A 23432-nucleotide genomic window follows, 5' to 3' on the forward strand; every position below is an offset into this window, starting at 1 on the left:
CAGAGTTTTCATGTCGTGGCAACATCTTGTGGAGGTTTACCAGTGCAAATGCGATGATCTTCACAACATGGCTTAACTGTGGGCGCGGTCGCCCACAATGACAACCGTGAGCGGCTGCGCAAGAGAAGCGGCCGCGACGGCTTCGGCTGCCTCAGCAGGAAGGGCGACGAGGAGTGTGTGCGTGCGCGCATCTTCTTCGTCAGTGCCCACCGATACGACGCGTGCGCCCCGTGCAATTGTCGAGCCACGAGTGGGAGCAGAAATGTCGTCGCTGTCGTCGACCGTGCTGACGATATTGACTGTATCGCCGTGATGGAGGTTCCGGGAAATTTCTGGCTCAGCCAGGGTAAGCGGGATGAGGTGGCCGTCCTCCATCCCGAAATCCGCGATGAGATCAGAGCTGAGAAGGCGGGTGCTGGTGAGGATTTCACCGGCGCTAGCCGCTGCCACCAGAACACGCCCTACTGCATCTTCCGGGTTGCTCCCCAACGCCGTGGCGGGCAGAGCGGAGGAGGGGACGCGCGCCACGGAGACATCGCTTAGCGCCAGCGTCTCGCCAGCGGCGACGTCCCGGGCCATGACCACGACGCGGGGCTGCTCGCGGGTAGAGGCGAGGGCACTCGCCGCCGCGGCAAGGAGCAAGACTGTGGCTGCTATGCGGCGAAGGATAACGCTACGTTGATGCCCCGGAGTGCGCAGAACGTGAAGAAAACCCATGCCTTTTTAGACTGCACGCGGCGCCGTATGGTTCCCGAAAAATCGATGGAAAGCGCACAAGCCAACGAAGCGTGCGAGACAAGGGTGCTGGCTACAGCCAGCGCATTCCGCGCTCGGTGAGGATGCCATCGACTGGCCGGTCGTGCTCCTCGAAAGGAACCTCGCGGACCTCGGTGGAGTGAACTAGCGCGACGACGGGCGGGTGCCCAGTGGGCAGCGGTGTCAGCGCGCGGTCGTAGTAGCCGGCGCCTTTTCCGAGGCGCATACCTGACTCGCTCACCGCCATCGCGGGCGCCAAGATGAGGTCGAGGTGCGCCAAGATATCGCTACTGTGGCGCTGCCCGACGGGCTCTGCAATCCCTAATGCCCCCGGGCGCATGGCCTCCGGCCCGCCATACAGCGTCCATAAAAGCTCACCGTTTTTGCCGGAAATGGGCAGGTAGACCTCCTTGCAGAGTGTTGCCACAGTCTCTACGAAGTTGGGCCCGCCGGGCTCTGTGCCCAGTGGGTGGTAGGCGGCAATTCGCATCGCGGGAGTGAGCAACTCACCCACGCCGGTGCACCACGCGGCATTGTCATCAGCGCGCTGCTCGGCGCTGCGCTCGCGCCGGGCGTTAAGGAGTGAGGATCTTAAGGCGTCCTTGTGGGAGGTCGTCATAGGCTTTAATCATAGCGGGATGGCGTAGCGCAGCACGGGGGCGCGGGGGCTGCATTGTAAAGTGGAAATTATGGCTATTGCACACGAGGATTCCCATACCGGGATCACTACGGTCGTTGTCCCCGCTGCTGGCATGGGCACTCGCTTTTTGCCCGCCACCAAGACCGTGCCGAAGGAGCTGCTCCCCGTCGTTGATACGCCGGGCATTGAACTCATCGCGGAAGAGGCCGCGTCCGTGGGCGCCCAGCGCCTTGCGGTGATTACCGCGCCGAACAAACAGGAAGTGATGCGGCACTTCGAGGAGTTCCCCGATCTCGTCGAGACCCTCGACGCCCGCGGCAAAGATGAGCAGGTAGCCAAGGTCAAGCGCGCTGCTCAGTTGATCCACCCGATTTCCGTGGAACAGGAAAAGCCGCTGGGCCTGGGCCATGCGGTGGGCTTGGCGGAATCTGTGCTGGAGGATGACGAAGAATTCTTCGCCGTCATGCTCCCGGATGACATTGTCCTGCCGGCCACCGTCATGGGGGAGATGGCCCGCGTTCGTGCGGCGCTGGGCGGCAGCGTGCTGTGCGCCTTCGAGGTGTCGCGCGAAGAGACCTATAACTACGGCGTCTTCGACGTCGAGGACACGAACGCGCCGGGAGTGAAGAAGGTCGTGGGCATGGTGGAAAAACCGGACCCGGCTGATGCGCCCTCGAATCTCGTGGCTACTGGGCGCTACCTGCTCGATAGGAAGATTTTTGATGCCCTTCGCCGTATCGAGCCAGGTAAGGGTGGGGAGCTGCAGCTGACTGACGCCATCGAGCTCCTTATTAAGGAGGGGCACCCCGTTCACGTCGTAGTCCACCAGGGTAAGCGCCACGACTTGGGCAACCCGGGCGGCTACATCCCGGCCAACGTTGACTTTGGTCTGCGTGATGAGAAGTACGGTCCTGCGCTCTACAAGGCAATCAAGAAGATTGTGGAGGACTACGAAGAAGAAAAGGGGTTGAAGGGCTAAGCCTTCACACGTCCAGCGCGCTAAGCTCTACTCCAGTAACTTCCATCCCTTTAGGCCCCACATACCCCAGAGTAAAGGCAGGCGGTACATGCGTTCGGTCGATGACCAGATGGCGTTCATTCTTGATGCAGCGATGACACCTGAACCGGTACGCATCGCCATCGCGAATGCCCTAGGTCTCAAGTGTGCGGAGGAGGTGCAGGCAAACCAGCCGCTTCCGGGCTTTCCGCAAGCAGCCATTGATGGCTACGCCGTGCGTGCCGTAGACGTCGGGGGAGAAAAAGCCCTCAAAGCGCGCTCGCGCCACGACTCCGAGGACGCGGATGCTCCCATCACGGAGACGGAGGTTGAACGTTCTCTGCCTGTAGTGGGGGAGGTTCCCGCAGGTTCGCGCCAGCCTTTGCGTTTGCAGCCCAAGCAAGCGGTGCGCGTCTACACGGGTGCGCCGTTGCCGACGCTTGCCGACGCCGTCCTTCCCCTCGAATGGACGGACCGCGGCCGTAAGCGCGTGACCTCCCACCGCCCGGTACGCTCGGGCGACTTCGTGCGCCGCGTGGGCGATGACATTCAGCCCGGGGATGTTGCCGTGTCTTCCGGAACCATCCTGGGCCCAGCACAGATTGGCTTGCTCGCGGCTGTGGGGCGCTCAAAGGTCTTGGCGTATCCGCGTCCTCGCGTGACCATCGTGTCCTATGGCAAGGAGCTTGTCGACGTCGACCGCGAACCCGGCCTGGGTCAAGTCTTCGACGTGAACTCTTATTCGCTTGCAGCAGCCGCGAAGGAAGCCGGAGCGGATGTGCATCGCGTCGGCATTGCCGCCGGTGAGCCGCGCCGCGTGCGCGAGGCCTTGGAAACCTACCTGGCGCGCAGCGAGGTACTGGTGATCTCCGGCGCCGTGGGCGGTGCGGGTTCGGAAGAAATCCGCGAGGTCCTCGATGAGTTGGGAGACGTGGATACCTCACGCGTAGCCATGCACCCAGGCTCGGTCCAGGGCTTCGGGTTGTTGGGTGAGGAGCGCATCCCGACCTTCCTGTTGCCCTCGAACCCGGTATCCGCGCTGGTGATCTTCGAGGTCTTTGTGCGCCCGCTGATCCGGCTCTCCCTGGGCAAGCGCAGCGGCCAACGCCGCATGGTGCGCGCACGCGTGCTTAATCACATGGAATCCCGCCCGGGGCGCCGCGGCTATATTCGTGCCCGGCTCATGCGAGATGCAGACACCTCCGACTACCTGGTGGAAGGACTGGGCGGCGCGGCTGGCGCGCCGGCGCATTTGCTGGCTGGACTATCCGAGGCCAACGCGATGATCCGTATCCCGGAGGAAGTTACAGAGATCCGCCCCGGGGACGTGGTGGACGTCCTGTTCCTGACCCAACGCGCCTAGCTGGTCACCGCCGACATCATGCTTGATCCTTTCGGTACCGCCGCGGGGCGCTTTTCCACCCCCGCCAGCGGTGAGGCAAACCCCGACCATCCGGGGTGGCCAGAAGCTACGCCTGCGGTCCGATTGCGAGAATCTCGTGTCTTCCCGCGCGGCGCGACAGTGCGCCTGCGCCCCCTGCTGCGCCGGGACGGTGAGTCTTGGCGGTGGCAGCGCATCGAGGATAGGGATTTTCTTAAACCGGTGGAGCCGACTCTGCCGACGTCATGGGATGCGGCACATTCGCAGTCGGCATGGTGGAATCACTTGATGTTTCTGCGTGATTCGGCTCGCGCCGGAACGGTGGTGCCGCTCGTCATTGATGTCGACGGGCAGTTCCGGGGTCAGTTGACCTTAGGCAATATCCAGCACGGAGGGGTCAGCGAGTGCTGGATTGGCTATTGGGTTCATTCCGCGGTACACGGCGCGGGGGTGGCTACTGCCGCCTGCGCTCTCGGAGTGGACCATGCCTTTTACCGTGTAGGGCTGCATCGTGTGACGGCCACCTATCTGCCGGAGAATCCTGCTTCCGGCAAGGTACTGCACAGCAACGGGTTTCGGGATGAGGGCTTCCTGCGCCGCAACCTGCATATCGACGGTGCGTGGAGGGATCACCACTTCTTGGCACTGAACCGTGAGGATTTTGCGTCCGGGGCGGTCGAGCGCTTGCGCGCGACGGGCCGCCTCAGCGGTGTTTAGCCAATGCTGAACCGGTCGATATTTTGGTCAACTACCTCTGCTTTCACTTAAGTAACAACCTTGTAATTTATGGGCTCGTTGATGCCCACAGGCCAGGGCTGGGCGGCTAGAGTAGGGGGCCTAGTTATATTCCCTTTTTCGTCGACCCCTGAAAGTGGGACACAGCCGCATGATGACTGCCGTGCCGATCATTCTCGTAATCGTGTTGTGGCTCTTCATCCTCGCCCCGTTGCTTTTGCGTTCGCAACGCCCGATGAGCCATACAGGTGAGGCCTTTGAAGAGACCCGCGTGCTCTTCGAAGGCGATTCCGGCTCCGTGCCGGGCCGCCGTAAGCCGCGCTTGGGTAAGGAAGATATCCGCATGAGTTCCCAGGCAGAGGCGCAGGCTGGTGCTGAGGAGGCAGACTACGAGCTGGTCGAGGCCGAAGGAGTCAGCGAGGATTCTCAATCCGGCCCTGTTGAGACCGCTGCGACTGATGCTGCCGCGCAGTCAGATGTCGCCGACACGATTGACGGCGAAGTTGTTGAGGCTGAAGATGCGGAAGAGGATTTCGAGCTAGCAGCGGAACCTGAGCATGATGCCGAAAAAGAGCACGACCTCGATAATGACATCGAGAGCGTCGAAGCGAACGCCGCCGAGGTTTTCACGGCTCCAGCCAACGCTAGCGTCGCAGAGGATGCCTACGGCTTGGATGACTCCTATACCTCTCCGGTCGATTTGATGTATCCGGGAGCTATTGACTCTCTGGGTCAGACGCCGGAGGACTCTAACGCCGAGGAAACAGACGGCGCTGATGATGCTCCGGAGCCGGAAGAGACCACAGCGGTTGACGGCGAGAGCATTGATGTCGCAGAAACGAACTCTGCGGACGCTAAAACCAATGGCAGCGATACCGAGCTCTCCGCGGAAGAGCTTGCCTTTGCGCAGCGCCGTCTTGGCCGCGGCGGCTGGGATCCTGTGAAGGAGAAGGAGGCTTCGGCCACGCGGTACCAGCGCCGCCAGCGCACGCTCATTGGCCTAGCCGTGGCAGTGGTCGCAACGGTTTGCCTGGGCATCGTCGTGGGCGGTTGGACGTGGTGGTTGGCGGGCATCGCTGGTGTTGTGACCACGGTCTACCTGGTGGCGCTGCGCGCCCAAGTACGCCGCGAGCAGGAGCTACTTCGTCGTCGCGTCTACCACCTGCGCCGTGCGCGCCTGGGTGTGCGCAACGCGGAAAATCCTGCTGAGTCGCTGCCGCCGAACCTGCGCCGGCCGGGCGCCCTCATCTTGGAAATCGATGATGAAAGCCCGGATTTTGATTACCTTCCGGTGTACTCGGAGGATGATTCCGACGGTGGTTTCGACGGCCCCCATCCTTCCCCGCGCCAGCGGCGTGATGATCTCGCGGCACGGCGAGTCGGTTAAGTGGCACGCGAGTGTGTCTTGTGCCTAAGCGCGCTGAGCACTAGGCCGACCACACTCCCGAGCTCCCGCGGCGATGTGAGCCCAGAAGGTGGGCATCCACCATCCCGATGGCCGTCATGAGGGAAAAGCAGGTCACTGGGCCGACGAACTTGAACCCGGCCTTCTTCAAAGCCTTGGACATGTCCAAGGCTTCTTTTGTGTATTTCGGGATATCTTCTTCGCTTTCCGGCGCGATGGTTTCTTCAGGCAAGAAGCTCCATATGAATTCGTCCAACCCGCCCTGCTCGCGCAAGGCCACCGTGGCTCGCGCGTTAGCGAGCACCGCGTTGATTTTGAGACGGTTGCGAATAATTCCTGGATTGTTCATCAAACGCTCGACTTCCTCCTCACCAAAGCTGGCCAGAAGGTCCGCATCAAACCCCACGAAAGCAGCGCGGAAAGCATCACGCTTGCGCAGTACTAGCTCCCAGCTCAGCCCTGCCTGGAAGCCTTCCAGACAGAGGCGTTCCAGCAGCGCGGATTCTTCGTGGACAGGCATGCCCCATTCAGTGTCGTAATACTCCTTGAGCAGTGGGGAAGTCATTGCCCACGCGGGGCGGCCAAGCCCTGCCGCGTCATAAACAAGTCTCGTATCATTTGCCATTTGTGTACTAGTCATGCCTTTTTAGACTGTAATACTTACTCATTGGTTCCCCGCTTCGTGCTCCAGCAGTAGCCGCTTTGCGGCAACGCCCCCGCGGTAAGACCCCAAGCCGCCGCTTGCTGGTACGACGCGGTGGCAGGGCACCACGATAGGCAGAGGGTTGCTGGCGCAGGCGCTGCCTGCGGCGCGGGCAGCTTGGGCGCTCCCAGCCGCGGAGGCAAGGCGTGAATAGGTCCAGCGCTCACCGAAGGGAATATCACGAAGCGCGCGTTGTGCTCGGGCGCGGAAGGTGTCAGGAGATGCAGGGACGTCGAGTAGCAGCTCGAAGTCTCGCCGCGTGCCGGCGAAGTATTCGGTGATCTGTTGGGTGGCCGCGACGAGAACCTTAACGCTCGACCAGGCGCTATCTGAGCGAGCGGTGAGGCGCCGCTGGCCGTTGAGATTTGGGGCCTCGTCAGGGAAATACACCTGCGATAAGCCTCGCGCGGACCCTACGAGGGTGAGGCGGCCGAGGGGAGTGTCCAGTGAAGTCCACAAGTGCATGCTGGGAGGGAGTCCTTTCGGAGAGAGGTGGCCATCCAGGGTAGTCTATGAACCATGAATAGACCCGCCGTACGCGATGCCGCGCTCCTGATCTTCCGCGCGGTACTGGGAGTCATCTTCGTGGCGCACGGTGTAGACAAGATGTTTTTTAGCGGAATGGATGAAATAACCGGGCAGTTTTCCGCACTTGGTGTCCCGCAGCCGCATACTTCCGCGTACTTGGCTGCCTTCGCAGAAATGCTGGGAGGCGCGGCGCTGGTCGTAGGCCTGCTCACCACCTTTGTGGCGGGGGCTTTGGCTCTCCTCATGGCCTGTGCTTTGTATTTTGTGCACATGGGCAATGGCCTTTTTGCAGCCCATGGTGGCGTCGAGTATCCGCTGGTTCTCATCGTGTCGCTGCTCATGATTGTCGTTTTTGGCTCTGGCCGGGCCAGCGTGGATGGGGTGCTGAGCCGTGCTGACGCATGAGCAGGTGCAGGCGGCCATTTCCGCACAGCTGGACGGGGAAGCCCCGCAGCTCTCACCGGATGTTATTGAAGCGCACGTATCGGGATGCCCCGAGTGCGCGGCTTTCCGGGATAAGGCGGCAGCCCTAACACATTCCTTGAGCCTCGTGGAACCGGCAGGCGTTCCGCCGCAAGATTTGTCTGAGGTGATCCTCGCCGGCGTGGAGCCGGAATGGCAGCGCGCTTCCAGCACGCGGCAGGCGTCGCTGACGTTGGCGCGAGTATCCCTCGGAGTGTTGTCCCTGGCGTTTTTGGTGTGGGCGGTCGTGGTCGTTGTTAGTGCCTCAGGTTTGACCACCTTATCGAGCGAAGGAACCCTCGCGGAAGGGGCTGACCCAGGGCGCGCGCACCTGCTGATGGAGGCTGCGGCGCTGCGTTTCGGCCTTGCAAGTGGCTTGGCTTTTGCGGCATGGCGCCCCGCTTCGGCACCTGGATTGTTGCCGGTAGCGTGCACGATGTTCGCATTCCTGTGCGGTTTTACCATGCGCGATTTTGCCCTGGGCAGCGTCGCCGCGGGGCAGGTTTATATCCTCATCGGCACGGGCTTGGCCACCGCCAGCTTGGGCTGGGCCTGGGCGGCGGACCGGGGATTCCTGCTGCGGGATATTTACCGGACGTTGTCCGCTAGCCCGCGTTAGGACCAAGATGGCAGCCACATCATGGAGCTGTACCACGAATCCGGTATGAGGTATCCATAAAGAATCGGGGAGAAGTAGGCGAACATCGCCACCACGAGCGCGGCGTAACACACCGTGAGGAAGGTACCCAAGGGCATCGCGGTACCAAAGAGTCCTGTGAGCCAGCGCCACTGCACAACACGGCCGCGCCCAATCATTTGTCCCAAGGCCAGAGATATCAGCACGATGACAAATGGGATGAACGCCGTGGCGTAAAAGAAATACATTTGACGGTCGAAAACGGCCAGCCAGGGCAGGAATCCCGCCGCGGCACCCACGAGCGGGATGAGGAAGGCGCGGTTGCGGCGAACGAGCAGGGACCACAGGCCCCACAGCACAGCTGGGATGACCAGCCACCAGATGGCGGGAGTGCCAAAGAGATACAGCATCTTGCGGCAGGAGTTGCCGTCCCCGCAGGAGATGTCCGTGGCGGAGTAGTAGAGGATAGGGCGTGCAGCCACCAACCAAGCCCACGGCTTGGAATCCCAGGGGTGGCTGTGCCCACCGGAGGTTGTCAAAGAGGCATGAAACTCCAACACGGAAGAGTGGTAGTAAAACCAGCCGGCGAGTGGCTCGGGGAGATAGAGCAACCAAGAGCCCTCTTCAATAGTGCCGTCTACTTTGGCGTGGCGGTAAACAGCGGTTTCATCAGCGAACCACGCACGCCAAGACCAGGTGTACAGTGCCACAGGAACCGCGACGATCGAGGCGAGGGCCGCTGGCGTATCGCGTACCAGCGTGCCCACGATGTAGCGGCGCACGCCGTAGAGGCGGCGCAGCGCGAGGTCCGAGAAAACGCTCATCAGACCGAAGAACATGATGTAGTACAGGCCGGACCACTTGACCGACAACGTCAGCCCCAGGAAAACGCCGGCCGTAAAACGCCACCACCGGAACCCAAAACGGGGCCCGAAGTCGGAGTCACCCATGGTCCCCGACACGAAGGCGGCGTGGAGGCGCTCACGCATCTGCTGGTGATCCCGCGCCAAAGCCCACGCGGCGGCAACCACAAAGAAGACTTGGAAGATGTCGAGCATTCCGAATTTGGAGGCTACGAGCAGTACGCCATCGCACACGGCGAGCAGGCCAGCCAGGAATCCCACCTGCCACGAACCAGACAAGCGGCGAGCCAGCGCCATGGTGAGCATTACTGTGCCCACTCCGAAAAGCGCGGCCATGGCCCGCCATCCCAGTGGGGTATAGCCGAAAAGCGCTTCTGATATCGCGATGATCTGCTTGGCCAGCGGCGGATGCACAACCAAGCCGTAGCCCGGGTTAGATTCAATACCGCCGAGGAAGAGGTTGTGCCAGCTGGTGACCATGTCCCAGGCCTGCGGAACGTAGTGCTTTTCGTCGAAGACGGGTGTGCCTTCAGAAACCGGAGCAGCCAGACCAATGAATCGTGTGAGAAAAGCCAAGACACCAATGATCGCAGTGCTGATCGAGTCGGCCCGGGTCCAGGTGTAGGGCCGAGGGGCAGGCGGTGCCGGCCGGGTATGGGCGCCACGCGTGGCGGAGGGGCGCGTGCGCTTGCGGCGGCCAGATCGATCTGTAGGGGTTGCGGTACTCACCCGGAAGAGTCTAGCTTGCATGTGCAATGCTGGGGAGTATGAGTCTTCAGCTTGAACCCCTGCCCCGCGGTGTCATCCTCGCCGCCACGCCGCTGGGAAACCCCGGTGATGCTTCCGCCCGTCTCATGCACGCTTTGGGCCACGCAGATGTGATTGCCGCGGAGGATACTCGCCGTGTCCGCAACTTGGCCCAGGCGTTAGGAGTAGAAATCCGCGGCAAGGTGGTCTCCAACTTCGACCACAACGAGGAGGAGCGCTCACGCACGTTGGTCGCCGCTGCCCAGACGGGAACCGTACTTGTCGTGTCGGATGCCGGCATGCCGGTAGTTTCTGATCCGGGGCACTCCATCGTGACCGCCGCCGTGGAGGCGGGCGTGCCCGTGACGTGTTTCCCCGGGCCCTCTGCGGTGCCGACTGCCCTCGCCCTGTCGGGCTTAGGGGTAGGCCACTTTCTCTTCGATGCTTTCCCGCCGCGCAAGCCCGGCCCGCGTAAGGCGTGGCTCGAGTCCTTGGTGGGGGAGCAGCGCGCTATTGCTTTCTTCGAGTCCCCACACCGTTTGGCGCAGACGCTTGGCGACGCCTCTGAGATCCTCGGCGCCGACCGTCGCGCTGCAGTGTGCCGCGAGCTGACGAAGACATATGAGGAGATTAAGCGTGGTTGCTTGGGCGAGCTTGCCGAATGGGCGCAAGAGAATGCGCGGGGTGAGATCACCGTAGTGATCGAGGGCGGTGATGCCGCACCCGTGTCGTTGGAGACCCTCGTGGAGCAGGTCCGCGCAGAGGTTGAACGCGGCGTGCGGGCCAAGGATGCCTGCAAGCAAGCCGCCGCGGGAACGGCGTGGTCCAATCGTGAGCTTTATGATGCCTACCTTGCTGCCCGTGGCTGAGCTGCACGAATAAGAACAAGTGATGGCCGTCTCTTTCGCGGGAATCGTTATGGCATCGTTATGTCACCCGGCGTGGTCGCGGCGCGCGCGGTAGGGACGCCATACCTCGGAAATGCTTCCAAACAGGCTGGCAAGCTGCACAGTTGCGGTCCAGAACCGGCAGTTGCAGTGGAATAACGGTCGCGTAAAGAAGCTCGTGACAGATGCTTGAGGAACGCTATATGCCCGAAATGCATGTGGCGAATAGTCTTTTTGTTTCTGATTTAGTTTGACTAGTTGATGAGACAGCACCAAGGTCGGTAGGTATGACAGACTCGACCAATTCAGACAATGTGAAGGACACGGAGGTGTCTTCGGCTGCCTCCCAAGAACAGAGCTCGCCGGCGGCGGTGGAGGACTACCGCACTGTCGACGAGCGCCTCGAGGCATCCTCAGCCACGAGCCAGCTCCAGGATATGCTCACCAACAAGGCGTTCGATCCTGCGGCTGCAGCTACCCCAGTAGAAGAACAAGAAGAAACCGACGAGTTTGGGCCCGGCGGCATCGATTCACCGATTGACTGGACCATTGTGGGGTTCGCCGGTCTGCTCATCGCTGCCATCGTGGCATGGGGCTTGGCAGCGCCGGAGAGCTTTGCTTCCTTCTCTGGTAACGCGCTGAGCTTTGTTGTGAATAACTTTGGATGGGCCTATGTGCTCTTCGGGACCATCTTCGTTATTTTTGTTATTTGCATTGCTGCTTCTAAGTTCGGCACCATTCGCTTGGGCAAGATCAACGAAGAGCCGGAATTCTCCACGGTCTCTTGGATTGCGATGATGTTCGCGGCCGGCATGGGCATCGGCTTGATGTTCTACGGCGCATCCGAGCCACTTAATTACTTTAAGAACGGTGTCCCAGGCCATAGCGAGCACGAGGTAGGAACTTCGATGGCCACGGCCATGTTCCACTGGACCCTGCACCCGTGGGCTGTATATGCCATCGTGGGTCTCGCCATTGCCTATTCCACCTTCCGTATCGGCCGTAAGCAGCTGTTAAGTCAAGCCTTCGTGCCACTGATCGGTCAGCGCGCGGCCGATGGCTTCGTTGGCAAGATCATTGATATCTTGGCCATCTTTGCCACAGTCTTCGGTACCGCATGTTCACTGGGACTGGGCGCTATGCAGATTCAGGCCGGGTTGGAAGCCTCCGGAATCATTGAGAACCCGACTCAGAAGGTCGTCATCGGCATCGTTCTCGTTTTGACCTTGGCCTTCCTTCTATCTGCCATGTCCGGCGTGGGTAAGGGCATTCAGTACCTGTCCAACACCAACATGGTTCTGGCGGCTCTGCTGGCCATTTTCGTGTTCATTTTTGGCCCCACGGTGTCGATCCTGAACCAGATTCCGGGTTCCATTGGTAACTATCTGGCGAACTTCACTGAGATGATCGCTCGTACCGCCGAGTCTGACAACGGAACTGCTGGTGAGTGGCTGTCGACGTGGACCATCTTCTACTGGGCTTGGTGGGTTTCCTGGTCGCCGTTCGTGGGTATGTTCCTCGCCCGCATTTCCCGTGGTCGTTCCGTCCGCGAGTTCTGCGTTGGCGTGCTTCTCGTCCCGGCTGGTGTCTCCACTGTGTGGTTTGCCATCTTCGGTGGTACCGCTATTCACATGGAGCAGAAGGGCAACTCTATCTCCGGTGAATCTGCCGAGCAGGAGCTGTTCAACCTTTTGCAGAACCTGCCTGGTGGTTTCATTGCAGGCATCGTTGCCGCTCTGCTGCTGGCTACGTTCTTTATTACGTCGGCCGACTCGGCGTCGACAGTCATGGGCTCGATGTCCCAGTCCGGTGCAACCACCGCTAAGCCGTGGCTATCCGCAGCGTGGGGTGTGCTCACTGCAGCCGTCGGCCTGACCCTGCTGCTGTCGAGCGAGGATTCCCTATCGAACCTGCAGAACGTCACCATCGTGGCAGCACTGCCATTCCTCTTTATCCTCGTTGGACTCATGTTCGCTATTTTCAAGGACTTGAGTAACGACGTGATTTACCGCGAGTACCGCGAGTCCCAGGCCTTCCAGCGCAAGCTGGCGCGTGAGCGTCGCCTGCACCGCGAGTTCCAGCGCGAACAGGCCTTCAAGGCCCGCCGCCGCCAGCACAGCAACAAGAGCTAGTTCTGGCGCGAGCATTTCTCTGATACACCCCCTCACTGCATTGCCGGTGAGGGGGTGTTCGATAGAGTAGAGGCCATGACTGAGACAGTTGTCGTTAATGTTGCTTGGCCCTATGCCAACGGACCCCGCCACATCGGACACGTGGCGGGTTTCGGCGTTCCTTCCGACGTGTTCGCCCGCTTCCAGCGAATGCGTGGCAACGACGTCCTCATGGTTTCCGGTACCGACGAGCACGGCACCCCGCTGCTCGTGCAAGCGGATAAGGAAGGCGTGACGGTTCGTGAACTGGCGGATCGCTACAACCGTCAGATTGTCACTGATCTGGCTGGGCTCGGCCTGTCTTATGATCTCTTTACCCGCACCACCACCCGCAACCACTACGCCGTGGTGCAGGAGCTGTTCAAGGGGCTGTACGAGAACGGCTACATGCTTAAGGAGACCACCCAAGGCGCTATTTCGCCGTCCACGGGCCGTACCTTGCCCGACCGCTATATCGAGGGCACCTGCCCGCTGTGTGGCGCCGAAGGCGCGCGCGGTGACCAGTGCGATAACTGCGGCAACCAGCTCGATCCGGTAGATCTCATCAACCCGGTGTCCAAGATCAACGGTGAAACCCCAGAGTTCATCGATACCGAGCATTTCCTGCTGGACCTGCCTGCGGTCAAGGACGTCCTCGAAGAGTGGCTGAAGACCCGTGAGGATTGGCGCCCGAACGTCCTCAAGTTCTCCCTTAACCTGCTGGAGGATATGCGCCCGCGCACCATGACCCGCGATATCGACTGGGGTATTCCCATCCCGGTGGAAGGCTGGGAGGACAACGGCGCGAAGAAGCTCTATGTGTGGTTCGACGCGGTGATTGGTTACCTGTCTTCTTCCATCGAGTGGGCCCACCGTACCGGTAACCCGGAGGCCTGGAAGGACTACTGGCAGAACCCGCAGGCGCGTCACTACTACTTCCAGGGTAAGGACAACATCACCTTCCACTCCCAAATCTGGCCAGCGGAACTCTTGGGTTACGCGGGCAAGGGCTCCAAGGGCGGTGAGCTGCACACCTATGGTGAGCTCAACCTGCCGACGGAGATTGTGTCTTCGGAATACCTGACCATGTCTGGTTCTAAGTTCTCCTCCTCCAAGGGCGTCGTTATCTACGTCAAGGACTTCCTGGAGGAGTTCGGCCCGGATGCGCTGCGCTACTTCATTGCCGTGGCTGGCCCGGAAAACAACGACACCGACTTCACCTGGGATGAGTTCGTGCGCCGCATCAACAACGAGCTTGCGAACGGCTGGGGCAACCTGGTCAACCGCACGGTGTCGATGGCCCACAAGAACTTCGGCGAGGTCCCGGCTCCTGCGGCGCTGGAGCCGGCAGACAAGGACATACTGGCGCTGGCGGAGGAGACCTTCACCACCGCCGCGGAATTCCTCGAGCAGTCCAAGTTCAAGCAGGCCATGACCGCCATCATGCACGTCGTCGGCGAGGCCAATGCCTACGTTGCTGCGATGGAGCCGTGGAAGCTGGCCAAGGATGAGACTCAGCGGGAGCGTCTGGCCACCGTGTTGTGGACCGCGCTGCAGGTGGTCTCCGACTGCAACGTGATGCTGACTCCGTTCCTACCCTTCACCGCACAGAAAGTGCACGAGACCCTGGGGCGTGAGGGCGTCTGGGCCGCACAGCCGCGCATTGAGGACGTGGTCGATGATATGCCGGTCGAGCTCGTTGGCGTAGACCTCCCGCCGGAGAACCATCCCTACCCGATCATCACCGGTGACTACTCGGCGCAGCAGGCTGCGTGGAAGCGTGTCGACATTACTCCGGGTACTGCGCTGCAGAAGCCGAAGCCGTTGGTGGCTAAGCTCGATCCGGAGCTCGGTGAGACCGGCCCAGAGTGGGCCCCGGTTCAGAAGTAAAGGCGTGGGCTCGGCGTTTCGGCGCTCCCTGGCGCCCGTCCTACTCTTTGTCGTTGTCTGTCTGACCGCGCTAAACCTGCGTTCGGGCATTGCCTCCGTGGCACCGGTGCTGGGGCAGATCCAGGACTTCTTCGGGATTAGCTCCGGCCAGGCGGGTTTGCTTACCGCACTTCCGGGGCTGTGCTTCGCGGCCATGGGTTTGGCAGCGGTTCCCCTCGCGCGCCGCGTGGGGCTAAGCCGTACCTTGGCCGGCGGCACGCTGGCCTTGGTCGTGGGGCTTGGCCTGCGTCCATGGGTAAGTAGCTTTTCGCTTTTCGTAGCGCTTACCCTATGCGTTGTTGCCGGCATCGCGCTGGCAAATGTGCTGCTTCCCGCATGGATCAAGCAGCATGGGTCGGGCCGCACGCTGGTGGCGCTGATGACCACCTACACGACGATGTTGGGCGTTTCCAGCGCCCTCGGCCCGCTGTCCGCGGTGACACAAAAATCGTGGCAAGGTGCGTTGTGGATCTGGTGTCTTCCCGCCATTGCCCAGTTAGTGGCTTGGATAGTGGTCCTTCCGCAGGCTGGAAGGGACGTCGCCCACGGAACGGTTGATGGCGCGGGCGCGCAACGTCCCATGTTCACCTCGCCCACAGCGGTGGCCATGCTCTTTTTCTTTGGATTGCAGTCCACCATGGCCTATGTCCAGATGGGCTGGCTACCGCGCATGCTGGTGGAAAAAGGCGTGGGTGAGAACACCGCCAGCGTGGCACTTGCCGTCATCGGTGTCTTCAACATTGCCGGCGGCGTTGTCATGCCGTGGCTCATTTCTCGCTTGGACCGCCTCACACCCGTACCTATTGTGCTGGCGCTATGCACATGCGCTGGGTGGGGTGGGGTTCTCGTGGCTGCGGACGCCGCCCCGCTGGCCTGGGCCAGCCTCATGGGGATCGGCGGCATGTGTTTCCCGCTGGCGCTGGCGCTGCTCACCGCCCGCACGCGGAGCGCGCTGACGACCGCGCGGTTGTCCGGCTTCGTTCAGCCGGGCGGCTACATCCTAGCGGGCCTGGTACCGCTGTCCGTGGGAGTGGTGCGCGGGGCCACCGGCGATTGGACCGCTGTGCTTATTGGTCTCATGGTGCTCAGCTTGTGCATGCTAGTCGCGGGCCTGCGTGCGACGACGCGTGTCTACATCGACGACGAGCTCGCTGCCTAGCCGGTTCTCGACAGTTGGGGTAGCTTTTGGGTTACAACGTTAGATAGAGTTAACGTCTCGCGTTATTGACGTGTTGCGTTATAAGGGGGTATGGTGCGTTTATGATTCAGTCGTTCGCGGATAGGGCCACTGAGCGTCTATGGAATCGAGAGAGGGTGCTCTCGATTGATTCACGTATTCACTCGGTAGCTCTTCGCAAGCTGAGGCAATTGGGCTACGTTCAGAGGCTCGATGAGCTTCGGATTCCTCCAGGAAATAGGCTCGAAGCTTTGAAGGGCGATCGGCGGGGTCAATATAGTATTCGTATCAATGACCAATGGCGGATCTGCTTCCGGTGGACCGCTTTAGGGCCAGAGGAGGTTGAGATCGTTGACTACCACTAACAAGCTCCCCCCGGTGCACCCAGGTGAAATCCTTATGGAGGACTTTCTCAAGGGCATGGGGATTACCCAACACAAACTCGCTGTTTCGATAGGGGTCCCGCCTCGACGTATTAACGAAATCGTCCACGGAAAGCGGGCTATTACCGCCGATACGGCTCTTCGCCTTGCCAAGTACTTTGGAATGTCCCCACAATTTTGGCTCGGGCTGCAGACTCACTACGACTTGGATGTCGCAGAAGACAAAATTCTTGCTGAGTTGGACGATATTGTGCCGCTTCAGGCAGCGTCGGCTTAACACGTTTGCCGTCTGTGACCGCGTAGCGCAGGATAAGTTGTTTAAGCCGAAGTCGCCGTTGTTGCCAAAGTTTCCCGCTTTGCCTCAAGATCTGGCCAGATCTTTGGCAACAATGGCAGTGCCGTCACTGAGGCGGGGCGTAAGACAGTGCCGTCGCTGGGGTGGGGCGTCAATCCTTTAGGGGCGGTCGAAGTCGTGCTGTAGGTGCACCAGACCGAGGCGGACACCATCCTTGGTGTGGATATTGGGCATGCGGCCGGTCTCCACGAAGCCAAACTTCTTATGCAGAGCAATGGAGGACTCGTTGGTGTCCACGATGTAGGTAATCATCGTCTCCACGTAGTCATTTTCCTTCGCGTGATCCATGAGCGTGTCCATGAGCTCGCTGCCCACGCCCATGCCGCGCGCAGACTCCGCAATATAGATAGAGTCCTCCGCCGTGCCGTAGTAGATAGCCGGGGTGACAAACTGGAAGTAGGCGGCCCAGCCAACGATTTCATCGTCATCGACGGCGACATAGACCGGATAGCCTTCCTTGTCCATCTGCGCCAGCCACTTTTCGCGGTCTTCTACGGATTCTTGCCATGTCACCAGGTTGGTAGCTGGTTTCGCGGCGGAGGCAGAGTTGTAGATGGCGGAGATTGCGGGGGCGTCGGCAAGCTCTGCGGGACGAACGTGCATGATGTTCCTTAAACCATGAGTTGCAAGTGGGTGAGGTCTATCCAGCGCCCAGCTTTGCGGCTGACTTCTTTTAACGTTCCTACAGTGGCAAAGCCGAACTTCTCATGCAACTTGATAGCTCAGCGTTAGGGGCTGGCCTAAGTCGGTGACTACACTCGCAGCCATGTCTAAGAAGAAGCCACGCCCCACGCCCGTGCCCGCCGAAGGTATGAGCCAGCTTATCGACGCCCATACGCACCTCGCCTCCTGCCGCGACGCCGACGCTGACCTTGTTGCCCGCGCTCATGCTGCTGGAGTTGAGCGCATCGTCACCGTGGGTGATGGTTTGGCCGAGGCGGAGAAGGCTTTGGCCGCAGCACACGAGTTCGACAACGTGTATGCGGCCTGCGCGATTCACCCGACAAAGGCTCAAGAACTCGATGAGGCCGCCCGCGCGCGCCTGATCGAGATGGCAGCGGACCCACGCTGCGTGGCCATTGGGGAAACGGGGTTGGATACCTACTGGATTCACCACGAGCCGGAGCGCACCGCACCCCTTGAGGCCCAAGAGGAAGCGCTGCGCTGGCACGCCGAGTTGGCGGCGAAGGTGGGCAAGACACTGATGATCCACAATCGTGAGGCTGATGAAGATCTTATGCGCGTACTGGGGGAGTGCGCCCAGGCGCCGAAGGTGATGCTGCACTGTTTCTCTTCACCGTTGGAGGTAGCCAAAGAAGCCCTTGAGCGCGGTTATGTTCTTTCCTTCGCTGGCAATGTGACTTTCAAGCGCAACGAAGAAATGCGCCAGGCCGCAGCGCTTGCCCCAGCCGGCCAACTGCTCATTGAGACGGATGCGCCGTATATGACACCGGAGCCTTTCCGCGGTGCGCGCAACGAACCATCCTTGATCGGGCACACCTATCGCTGCGTGGCCGAAGCGCGCGGTCAAAAGGTGGAGGATTTGGCTGCCGAGGTGGCTGATACCTTCGCGCAGGTCTTCGGAGTGTGACGATTCTCACCCAACGCAAAAGCGCTGTTCATAGGTGGCGCGCGTGCTTGTTGTGGCAAGTGTGTTGCTAGTGGTCCTGGCGTGTACATACGTCTCGATCGTTGAGTTCTGTTACCGTATCGTTATTCAAAGTTAGTCCGGCCTTGATGTTGCCGGCCGGCGCGCCCAGAGTGCGCCATGACAGGTGCCAAAGGTAGGAAGCTGCCTTTCGTGCACACAGCATCGCAGAGACGAGTAAAGGTTTATGTCCCCGAAGAAGCAGATCAAGCGAATCAATAACTCCCGCTCCTTGCCGCTGCGCATGGCCACCGGCGGTGTGCTCGGCACCCTCGCCGTGGGCGGTGTTGTTGCCGTTGGTGCCCAGAAGGACATCACGCTCGACATCAATGGTGAGACCACCGAGCTGGCTACCTTCGCTGGCGATGTCAACGCCGCTCTCGAAGCTGCGGGCGTCAACGTCGGGGGAGAAGACGTTGTTTATCCCGCACTGTCAGAGCAGGTTTCCGACGGTGATTCGATCACCGTTCGTACCGCTAAGCCGGTTGCGGTGACCATCGATGGTGTTGAAAAGCAGCTTTCCTCCACTGAACTCACGGTCTCTGACCTATTGGGCGGCCTCGATGGTATCGCCCCGGGAGCTGCCATCACTTCCGGCTCCAAGACCGTGAAGGAGGATGAAACGGTGACTGAGGGCATGAACCTTGAGGTTACGTCCCCGAAGATCATCAAGATTTCTGACGGCGGTTCCGTCTCCTACGCCAGCGTTGCCGCTAAAACCGTAGAAGACGTGCTGGAAGCCCGTGGTATCACCGTGGGCAAGGACGACCGAGTATCCCCAGCGTTGGATACCCCGGTTAAGGCCGGCACGGCCATCACTGTGGACCGCGTCGAGATTTCCGAGGAAGAAAAGACCGAAGACTTCGATGCCCCCGCCGACTTTGTCGACGATCCTGAGTTGGAAGAGGGAACCGAGGAAGTCCGCGAGGAAGGCACCCCTGGTTCCCGTACCGTGACCCGCAAGATTGTGAAGGTCAACGGTAAGGAAGAGTCCAACGAGATCATCAAGGAAGACGTCCGCACTGAGGCTGTCGCCGCCGTGATCGCGCGCGGCACCAAGCCCAAGTCCACCGCCCCGGCCGTTGCCGAGGGCTCCGTGTGGGATGCCCTGGCGCAGTGTGAGGCTACCGGCAACTGGTCCATCAACACCGGCAACGGTTTCTCCGGTGGCCTGCAGTTCACCCCGTCGACCTGGGCTGCTTTTGGCGGAACCGAGTACGCCCCGCAGGCATGGCAGGCCTCCCGCGAGCAGCAGATTGCTGTGGCCCAGAAGGTTCAGGCCGCACAGGGCTGGGGTGCATGGCCCGCCTGCACCTCGAAGCTTGGCCTGCGCTAAAGCTTCCGAGCCGCGCGTATTAGTCTGGATGACATGACACAACCCCACCTGCTAGGCCCGGTGGAAATCCGCGAGCTCGCCGCTGAGCTCGATGTGACGCCGACGAAGAAGCTGGGCCAGAACTTTCTCCATGACCCCAACACCATCCGGCGCATTGTTGCCGCTGCGGACCTGAGTTCGGAGGATCGCGTGGTGGAAGTCGGCCCTGGTCTGGGTTCGCTGACCTTGGGGCTGTTGGGAGAGGTGGAGCACGTCACGGCAGTCGAGATTGACCCGCGTCTGGCAGGCAAGCTTCCGGACACCGTGGCCGCGCGGGCGGTCGACTTTGCGGAGCGCCTCACCGTGGTGGAGAAGGATGCACTCACCGTTGAGGCGGGGGAGCTGGGGGAGCCGACCGCCTTGGTGGCCAACCTGCCCTATAACGTGGCCGTGCCGGTGCTGCTCCACCTGTTGGAGGTCTACCCATCGATTCGCCGTGTTCTGGTCATGGTGCAGCTGGAGGTAGCTGAGCGCCTCGCCGCCGCGCCGGGCAGCAAGGTCTATGGCATACCTAGTGTGAAAGCATCTTTTTATGGCCCCGTCCGCCAGGCCGGCACGATTGGCAAGAACGTGTTTTGGCCGGCACCCAAGATCGAGTCAGGACTGGTGCGTATCGACTGCACCCGCCCTTTCGACGAGGAGCTGCGACCACGGCTCTTTGCGCTCATCGACGCCGCCTTTGCCCAACGCCGCAAAACGCTTCGCGCCGCCTTAGCGGGCTTTTATGGTTCCGCCGCGGCAGCAGAGGAGGCGTTACGCGCGGCGGAAATCGATCCGCGCCTGCGCGGTGAGAAGCTGGGCGTGGAGGACTTCGTTCGATTGGCGGAAGTCTCATGAGCAAGACGGTAAACGAGTCCCCGCAGCTTTGGCAGGCGCGCGCCCACGCCAAGGTCAACCTACACTTGGGCGTCGGTGAGGCCCGCGCGGATGGTTTCCACGAGCTAGCTACCGTCTTCCAGTCTCTCGACGTGCACGATCGCGTGAGCTACCGCTGGAGCGAGGGAAGCACCGTGGAAGTCACCGGCAACCATGCGAAGGGCGTTCCGGCAACGACCGAGAATCTGGCTTGGCGCGCGGTGGAATTGGTGGCACAGAACCTCATGCTGCCGGCTGCTGGAACGCTCACGATGGAAAAGAGTATCCCGGCCGCCGGCGGCATGGCTGGCGGTTCTGCCGATGCCGCCGCAGCCCTGCTTCTGGCTAATCAGGCGTTGGGTACCGAGTTTGGCCGCGAGCCGCTCAGTATGGAGAAGCTCTACGAGCTTGCCGCGGATCTGGGTTCCGACGTTCCTTTTACCCTCATGGGTGGCACGGCCTTGGGGCGCGGGCGCGGCGAGCTCTTGACGCCGATGCTCTCGCGTGGGCGTTATATCTGGGCAATCATCACCAATGTGGAGGGCTTGTCAACGCCCTCTGTCTTCCGCAAGCTGGACGAATTGCGCGCTGCCGGCCGGGGAAGCACACCGCACCTCGACACTGAAGCCGTGGGGCAAGCCCTCGTGGGCGGCAACCCTCGCGAGCTCGCCGCGGTGATGCACAACGACCTCCAACCGGCAGCCCTTTCGCTACGCCCAGACCTGCGCAAGATTCTTGATACTGGTGAGGCCGCCGGCGCCCTCAAAGGGATTGTCTCCGGCTCTGGGCCAACCTGTGCCTTCCTCTGTGAAGATGAGGAGACCGCGCAGGAAGTAGTGGCCCAGGTCTGCGCCGATAACCGCGGCACCAATGGCCTAGTAACCACGGGACCGGCGTCAGGCGCCACCCTGTTGTAGGGGCAGCGGCTGCGTTCTTCGTTCAGCCACGCTGAGACACTAAGATGAACTCTCGATATGGCGAACCTCATTAACCTTGAAAATGTAACCAAGTCCTTTGGTCTCAAGACCCTGCTGGACGGGGTCTCCCTCGGCGTGCAAACCGGTGATCGTATCGGCATCGTCGGCGTCAACGGCGGCGGCAAAACCACGCTGCTGGAAGTTCTCACCGGCATCGAATCCCCGGACTCGGGCCGTGTGTCCCACAATTCGGATTTGCGCATGGCGGTGGTAACCCAGCGCTTTGAGCTGGAGGAGTCGCTCACCATCGCCCAGGTCATCATCGAGCCGCTTGGGTTGGAGACATTCGAATGGGCGTCTAATGCCAAGGTGCGTGATGTCCTCGGTGGCCTTGGCATCGTCGACCTAGGGCTAGACACCCCTGTGGGCTCGCTCTCTGGTGGTGAGCGCCGCCGCGTCAACCTGGCCGCCGCACTTGTTCAAGACCTCGATATTGTGGTGCTCGATGAGCCGACCAACCACCTTGACGTCGAAGGCGTGCAATGGTTGGCCAGCCACTTGCTTTCGCGCAAGCTGGCGGTCGTCGTCGTCACGCACGATCGCTGGTTCCTCGACACCGTCGCCACCACGACCTGGGAGGTGCACGATGGTGTCGTCGATGCTTACGAGGGTGGCTATAACGACTGGACCTTTGCCCGCGCCGAGCGTGCCCGCCAAGCTGATGCTATCGAGCAGCGCCGGCAGAACTTGGCGCGCAAAGAGCTGGCGTGGCTGCGCCGCGGGGCACCGGCCCGTACCTCGAAGCCGCGCTACCGCATTGAGGCGGCTGAGGCACTCATCGCGGATGTTCCTGCGCCGCGTGACAAGGTTGAGCTCATGGCCTTCTCTAAGCAGCGCCAGGGGCGCGTCGTCATTGAGCTTGAGGATGCCAAGGTCACAACCCCGGATGGCCGCACGCTGGTGGATCACCTCACCTGGCGGCTGGCGCCGGGCGAGCGCATCGGCCTCGTCGGTGTTAACGGTTCGGGCAAGACCACGCTGCTGCGCGCCCTTGCGGGTGAAGTAGGGCTCGCCGCCGGCAAGCGCATCGAGGGCAAGACCGTGCGGCTGGGCTGGCTTCGCCAAGAACTCGATGACTTGGATCCGCAGCGCCGGCTTCTCGACGCCGTCGAGGACGTCGCCACCTACGTCCACCTGGGAAAGAAGGAGCTCTCCGCCTCTCAGCTGGCTGAGCGTCTGGGCTTTTCCGCCAAGCGCCAGCGCACGCCGGTCGGCGATCTTTCCGGTGGTGAGCGCCGCCGCCTGCAGCTGACCCGCGTGCTCATGGCAGAGCCGAATGTGCTGCTTCTCGACGAGCCCACGAACGATCTCGACATCGATACTCTTCAGGAGCTGGAGTCTCTTCTAGATTCGTGGCCCGGCACCCTGGTGGTGATTTCCCACGATCGTTACCTCATCGAGCGCATCGCCGATAACACGTATGCGCTGTTTGGGGATGGCAAGCTCACTAACCTGCCGGGAGGCATTGAGGAATACTTGCGTCGCCGCCAAGAAATGGAAGCTGCCACCGCCCGCGGCGTTCTCGACTTGGGGGAGAGCTCCAAGAACACCGACGAACAAAGCGCGGAAGCCGCCCCGACCAAGCGTTTGAGCTCTCAGGAAGAGCGCGAGCTGACCAAGAAAATGAATGCGCTGGAACGCAAGATGAGCAAGCTCGACGACAAGACCGCGAAGCTGAATGAAAAGATGGCACAAGCCGCGGAGAAGATGTCCTCTGGTGAGGGGGACAGTGGTGAGCTAGCGAAGCTCGACACCGAGCTCAAAGCCGTTGCCGCCGAGCGCGAAGAACTCGAGATGGAGTGGCTGGAGCTGGGGGAGAAGCTCGAAGGCTAGTGCTTGACG

General features: G+C 61.2%; 23 protein-coding genes. 17 read left to right on the plus strand and 6 right to left on the minus strand.

Annotated elements, in window-relative coordinates; translation table 11 throughout:
- Window positions 1-72: 72 nt before the first annotated feature.
- Complete coding sequence (locus tag HMPREF2896_RS05485) at window positions 73-717, minus strand: SAF domain-containing protein (RefSeq protein ID WP_070718324.1); 645 nt, start codon at window positions 715-717, stop codon at window positions 73-75.
- Between the two features lie 91 nt (window positions 718-808).
- Window positions 809-1375 (minus strand): 5-formyltetrahydrofolate cyclo-ligase, encoded by a 567-nt coding sequence (locus HMPREF2896_RS05490; RefSeq protein ID WP_070718327.1) that lies wholly within the window; start codon window positions 1373-1375, stop codon window positions 809-811.
- 70 nt (window positions 1376-1445) lie between these two features.
- On the opposite strand from HMPREF2896_RS05490, the gene HMPREF2896_RS05495 reads away from it, so the two are divergent.
- The 4 genes from HMPREF2896_RS05495 (at window position 1446) to glpR (ending at window position 5896) form a co-directional block, all read left to right on the plus strand.
- Window positions 1446-2375, plus strand: a complete 930-nt coding sequence (locus HMPREF2896_RS05495) for a UTP--glucose-1-phosphate uridylyltransferase (RefSeq protein WP_070447224.1) — start codon at window positions 1446-1448, stop codon at window positions 2373-2375.
- Between the two features lie 88 nt (window positions 2376-2463).
- Complete coding sequence (gene glp / locus HMPREF2896_RS05500; protein WP_070447222.1) at window positions 2464-3756, plus strand: molybdotransferase-like divisome protein Glp; 1293 nt, start codon at window positions 2464-2466, stop codon at window positions 3754-3756.
- An 18-nt stretch (window positions 3757-3774) separates the two neighbouring features.
- A complete protein-coding gene (locus HMPREF2896_RS05505; protein WP_070718330.1) occupies window positions 3775-4491 on the plus strand; it encodes a GNAT family N-acetyltransferase in 717 nt (238 codons plus the stop codon).
- A gap of 169 nt (window positions 4492-4660) precedes the next feature.
- Complete coding sequence (gene glpR / locus HMPREF2896_RS05510) at window positions 4661-5896, plus strand: divisome protein SepX/GlpR (RefSeq protein ID WP_070718332.1); 1236 nt, start codon at window positions 4661-4663, stop codon at window positions 5894-5896.
- Between the two features lie 40 nt (window positions 5897-5936).
- On the opposite strand, the gene HMPREF2896_RS05515 is transcribed toward glpR, so the two are convergent.
- Window positions 5937-6554, minus strand: coding sequence for a DNA-3-methyladenine glycosylase I (locus HMPREF2896_RS05515; RefSeq protein WP_083276489.1), 618 nt, complete (start codon window positions 6552-6554; stop codon window positions 5937-5939).
- A 24-nt stretch (window positions 6555-6578) separates the two neighbouring features.
- The gene (locus tag HMPREF2896_RS05520; protein WP_070718335.1) at window positions 6579-7082 is read right to left on the minus strand and encodes a methylated-DNA--[protein]-cysteine S-methyltransferase; all 504 of its coding nucleotides are present in this window, start codon (window positions 7080-7082) and stop codon (window positions 6579-6581) included.
- A gap of 54 nt (window positions 7083-7136) precedes the next feature.
- Between HMPREF2896_RS05520 and HMPREF2896_RS05525 the strand changes: the two genes are divergently transcribed.
- Together HMPREF2896_RS05525 and HMPREF2896_RS05530 are read left to right on the plus strand one after the other, a co-directional pair.
- Complete coding sequence (locus HMPREF2896_RS05525) at window positions 7137-7550, plus strand: DoxX family protein (protein ID WP_070718338.1); 414 nt, start codon at window positions 7137-7139, stop codon at window positions 7548-7550.
- A complete protein-coding gene (locus HMPREF2896_RS05530) occupies window positions 7537-8226 on the plus strand; it encodes a zf-HC2 domain-containing protein (RefSeq protein WP_070447212.1) in 690 nt (229 codons plus the stop codon). Before HMPREF2896_RS05525 ends, HMPREF2896_RS05530 begins: the two co-directional genes overlap by 14 nt.
- Here HMPREF2896_RS05530 and HMPREF2896_RS05535 read toward each other — a convergent pair.
- A complete protein-coding gene (locus HMPREF2896_RS05535; RefSeq protein ID WP_070718339.1) occupies window positions 8223-9836 on the minus strand; it encodes a dolichyl-phosphate-mannose--protein mannosyltransferase in 1614 nt (537 codons plus the stop codon). The genes HMPREF2896_RS05530 and HMPREF2896_RS05535 overlap by 4 nt on opposite strands.
- Window positions 9837-9874: 38 nt before the next feature.
- On the opposite strand from HMPREF2896_RS05535, the gene rsmI reads away from it, so the two are divergent.
- From rsmI to HMPREF2896_RS05565, 6 genes are all read left to right on the plus strand, one after another.
- Window positions 9875-10723 (plus strand): 16S rRNA (cytidine(1402)-2'-O)-methyltransferase, encoded by an 849-nt coding sequence (rsmI, locus tag HMPREF2896_RS05540; RefSeq protein ID WP_070447208.1) that lies wholly within the window; start codon window positions 9875-9877, stop codon window positions 10721-10723.
- 305 nt (window positions 10724-11028) lie between these two features.
- On the plus strand, window positions 11029-12873 hold the full coding sequence (locus tag HMPREF2896_RS05545) for a BCCT family transporter (protein ID WP_070447206.1): 1845 nt from the start codon (window positions 11029-11031) through the stop codon (window positions 12871-12873).
- A gap of 75 nt (window positions 12874-12948) precedes the next feature.
- A complete protein-coding gene (gene metG / locus HMPREF2896_RS05550; RefSeq protein ID WP_070646144.1) occupies window positions 12949-14781 on the plus strand; it encodes a methionine--tRNA ligase in 1833 nt (610 codons plus the stop codon).
- A 4-nt stretch (window positions 14782-14785) separates the two neighbouring features.
- The gene (locus HMPREF2896_RS05555; protein ID WP_070718341.1) at window positions 14786-15979 is read left to right on the plus strand and encodes an MFS transporter; all 1194 of its coding nucleotides are present in this window, start codon (window positions 14786-14788) and stop codon (window positions 15977-15979) included.
- Between the two features lie 101 nt (window positions 15980-16080).
- A complete protein-coding gene (locus tag HMPREF2896_RS05560) occupies window positions 16081-16362 on the plus strand; it encodes a type II toxin-antitoxin system RelE/ParE family toxin (protein WP_070565735.1) in 282 nt (93 codons plus the stop codon).
- Between the two features lie 34 nt (window positions 16363-16396).
- The gene (locus HMPREF2896_RS05565; RefSeq protein ID WP_070447199.1) at window positions 16397-16657 is read left to right on the plus strand and encodes a HigA family addiction module antitoxin; all 261 of its coding nucleotides are present in this window, start codon (window positions 16397-16399) and stop codon (window positions 16655-16657) included.
- Between the two features lie 177 nt (window positions 16658-16834).
- Here the strand turns inward: HMPREF2896_RS05565 and HMPREF2896_RS05570 are convergent, their stop codons facing one another.
- Window positions 16835-17338: a GNAT family N-acetyltransferase gene (locus HMPREF2896_RS05570; protein WP_070718343.1), complete on the minus strand. Its 504-nt coding sequence runs from the start codon at window positions 17336-17338 to the stop codon at window positions 16835-16837.
- A gap of 163 nt (window positions 17339-17501) precedes the next feature.
- On the opposite strand from HMPREF2896_RS05570, the gene HMPREF2896_RS05575 reads away from it, so the two are divergent.
- The 5 genes from HMPREF2896_RS05575 to HMPREF2896_RS05595 all read left to right on the plus strand — a co-directional run bounded on the left by HMPREF2896_RS05575 (window position 17502) and on the right by HMPREF2896_RS05595 (window position 23423).
- The gene (locus tag HMPREF2896_RS05575) at window positions 17502-18326 is read left to right on the plus strand and encodes a TatD family hydrolase (protein ID WP_070718345.1); all 825 of its coding nucleotides are present in this window, start codon (window positions 17502-17504) and stop codon (window positions 18324-18326) included.
- Between the two features lie 244 nt (window positions 18327-18570).
- Window positions 18571-19719, plus strand: a complete 1149-nt coding sequence (locus HMPREF2896_RS05580; RefSeq protein WP_070718349.1) for a resuscitation-promoting factor — start codon at window positions 18571-18573, stop codon at window positions 19717-19719.
- 33 nt (window positions 19720-19752) lie between these two features.
- The gene (rsmA, locus tag HMPREF2896_RS05585) at window positions 19753-20595 is read left to right on the plus strand and encodes a 16S rRNA (adenine(1518)-N(6)/adenine(1519)-N(6))-dimethyltransferase RsmA (RefSeq protein ID WP_070718352.1); all 843 of its coding nucleotides are present in this window, start codon (window positions 19753-19755) and stop codon (window positions 20593-20595) included.
- A complete protein-coding gene (locus tag HMPREF2896_RS05590) occupies window positions 20592-21530 on the plus strand; it encodes a 4-(cytidine 5'-diphospho)-2-C-methyl-D-erythritol kinase (protein WP_070718354.1) in 939 nt (312 codons plus the stop codon). The genes rsmA and HMPREF2896_RS05590 overlap by 4 nt, the downstream gene beginning before the upstream one ends.
- Before the next feature lie 57 nt (window positions 21531-21587).
- Window positions 21588-23423 (plus strand): ABC-F family ATP-binding cassette domain-containing protein, encoded by a 1836-nt coding sequence (locus HMPREF2896_RS05595; RefSeq protein ID WP_070447187.1) that lies wholly within the window; start codon window positions 21588-21590, stop codon window positions 23421-23423.
- The last annotated feature ends 9 nt before the right edge of the window (window positions 23424-23432 follow it).

The sequence above is a fragment of the Corynebacterium sp. HMSC069E04 genome (genome assembly GCF_001813175.1).
GTDB classification, from domain to species: Bacteria; Actinomycetota; Actinomycetes; order Mycobacteriales; family Mycobacteriaceae; genus Corynebacterium; species Corynebacterium aurimucosum.

Excerpts from the sequence above, each read along its gene's own strand:
- HMPREF2896_RS05485 (WP_070718324.1), bottom strand. The coding sequence starts at position 717 with ATGGGTTTTCTTCACGTTCTGCGCACTCCGGGGCATCAACGTAGCGTT.
- HMPREF2896_RS05490 (WP_070718327.1), bottom strand. The coding sequence starts at position 1,375 with ATGACGACCTCCCACAAGGACGCCTTAAGATCCTCACTCCTTAACGCC.
- HMPREF2896_RS05495 (WP_070447224.1), top strand. The coding sequence starts at position 1,446 with ATGGCTATTGCACACGAGGATTCCCATACCGGGATCACTACGGTCGTT.
- glp (WP_070447222.1), top strand. The coding sequence starts at position 2,464 with ATGCGTTCGGTCGATGACCAGATGGCGTTCATTCTTGATGCAGCGATG.
- HMPREF2896_RS05505 (WP_070718330.1), top strand. The coding sequence starts at position 3,775 with ATGCTTGATCCTTTCGGTACCGCCGCGGGGCGCTTTTCCACCCCCGCC.
- glpR (WP_070718332.1), top strand. The coding sequence starts at position 4,661 with ATGATGACTGCCGTGCCGATCATTCTCGTAATCGTGTTGTGGCTCTTC.
- HMPREF2896_RS05515 (WP_083276489.1), bottom strand. The coding sequence starts at position 6,554 with ATGACTAGTACACAAATGGCAAATGATACGAGACTTGTTTATGACGCG.
- HMPREF2896_RS05520 (WP_070718335.1), bottom strand. The coding sequence starts at position 7,082 with ATGCACTTGTGGACTTCACTGGACACTCCCCTCGGCCGCCTCACCCTC.
- HMPREF2896_RS05525 (WP_070718338.1), top strand. The coding sequence starts at position 7,137 with ATGAATAGACCCGCCGTACGCGATGCCGCGCTCCTGATCTTCCGCGCG.
- rsmI (WP_070447208.1), top strand. The coding sequence starts at position 9,875 with ATGAGTCTTCAGCTTGAACCCCTGCCCCGCGGTGTCATCCTCGCCGCC.
- HMPREF2896_RS05545 (WP_070447206.1), top strand. The coding sequence starts at position 11,029 with ATGACAGACTCGACCAATTCAGACAATGTGAAGGACACGGAGGTGTCT.
- metG (WP_070646144.1), top strand. The coding sequence starts at position 12,949 with ATGACTGAGACAGTTGTCGTTAATGTTGCTTGGCCCTATGCCAACGGA.
- HMPREF2896_RS05560 (WP_070565735.1), top strand. The coding sequence starts at position 16,081 with ATGATTCAGTCGTTCGCGGATAGGGCCACTGAGCGTCTATGGAATCGA.
- HMPREF2896_RS05565 (WP_070447199.1), top strand. The coding sequence starts at position 16,397 with ATGGAGGACTTTCTCAAGGGCATGGGGATTACCCAACACAAACTCGCT.
- HMPREF2896_RS05570 (WP_070718343.1), bottom strand. The coding sequence starts at position 17,338 with ATGCACGTTCGTCCCGCAGAGCTTGCCGACGCCCCCGCAATCTCCGCC.
- HMPREF2896_RS05575 (WP_070718345.1), top strand. The coding sequence starts at position 17,502 with ATGTCTAAGAAGAAGCCACGCCCCACGCCCGTGCCCGCCGAAGGTATG.
- HMPREF2896_RS05580 (WP_070718349.1), top strand. The coding sequence starts at position 18,571 with ATGTCCCCGAAGAAGCAGATCAAGCGAATCAATAACTCCCGCTCCTTG.
- rsmA (WP_070718352.1), top strand. The coding sequence starts at position 19,753 with ATGACACAACCCCACCTGCTAGGCCCGGTGGAAATCCGCGAGCTCGCC.
- HMPREF2896_RS05590 (WP_070718354.1), top strand. The coding sequence starts at position 20,592 with ATGAGCAAGACGGTAAACGAGTCCCCGCAGCTTTGGCAGGCGCGCGCC.
- HMPREF2896_RS05595 (WP_070447187.1), top strand. The coding sequence starts at position 21,588 with ATGGCGAACCTCATTAACCTTGAAAATGTAACCAAGTCCTTTGGTCTC.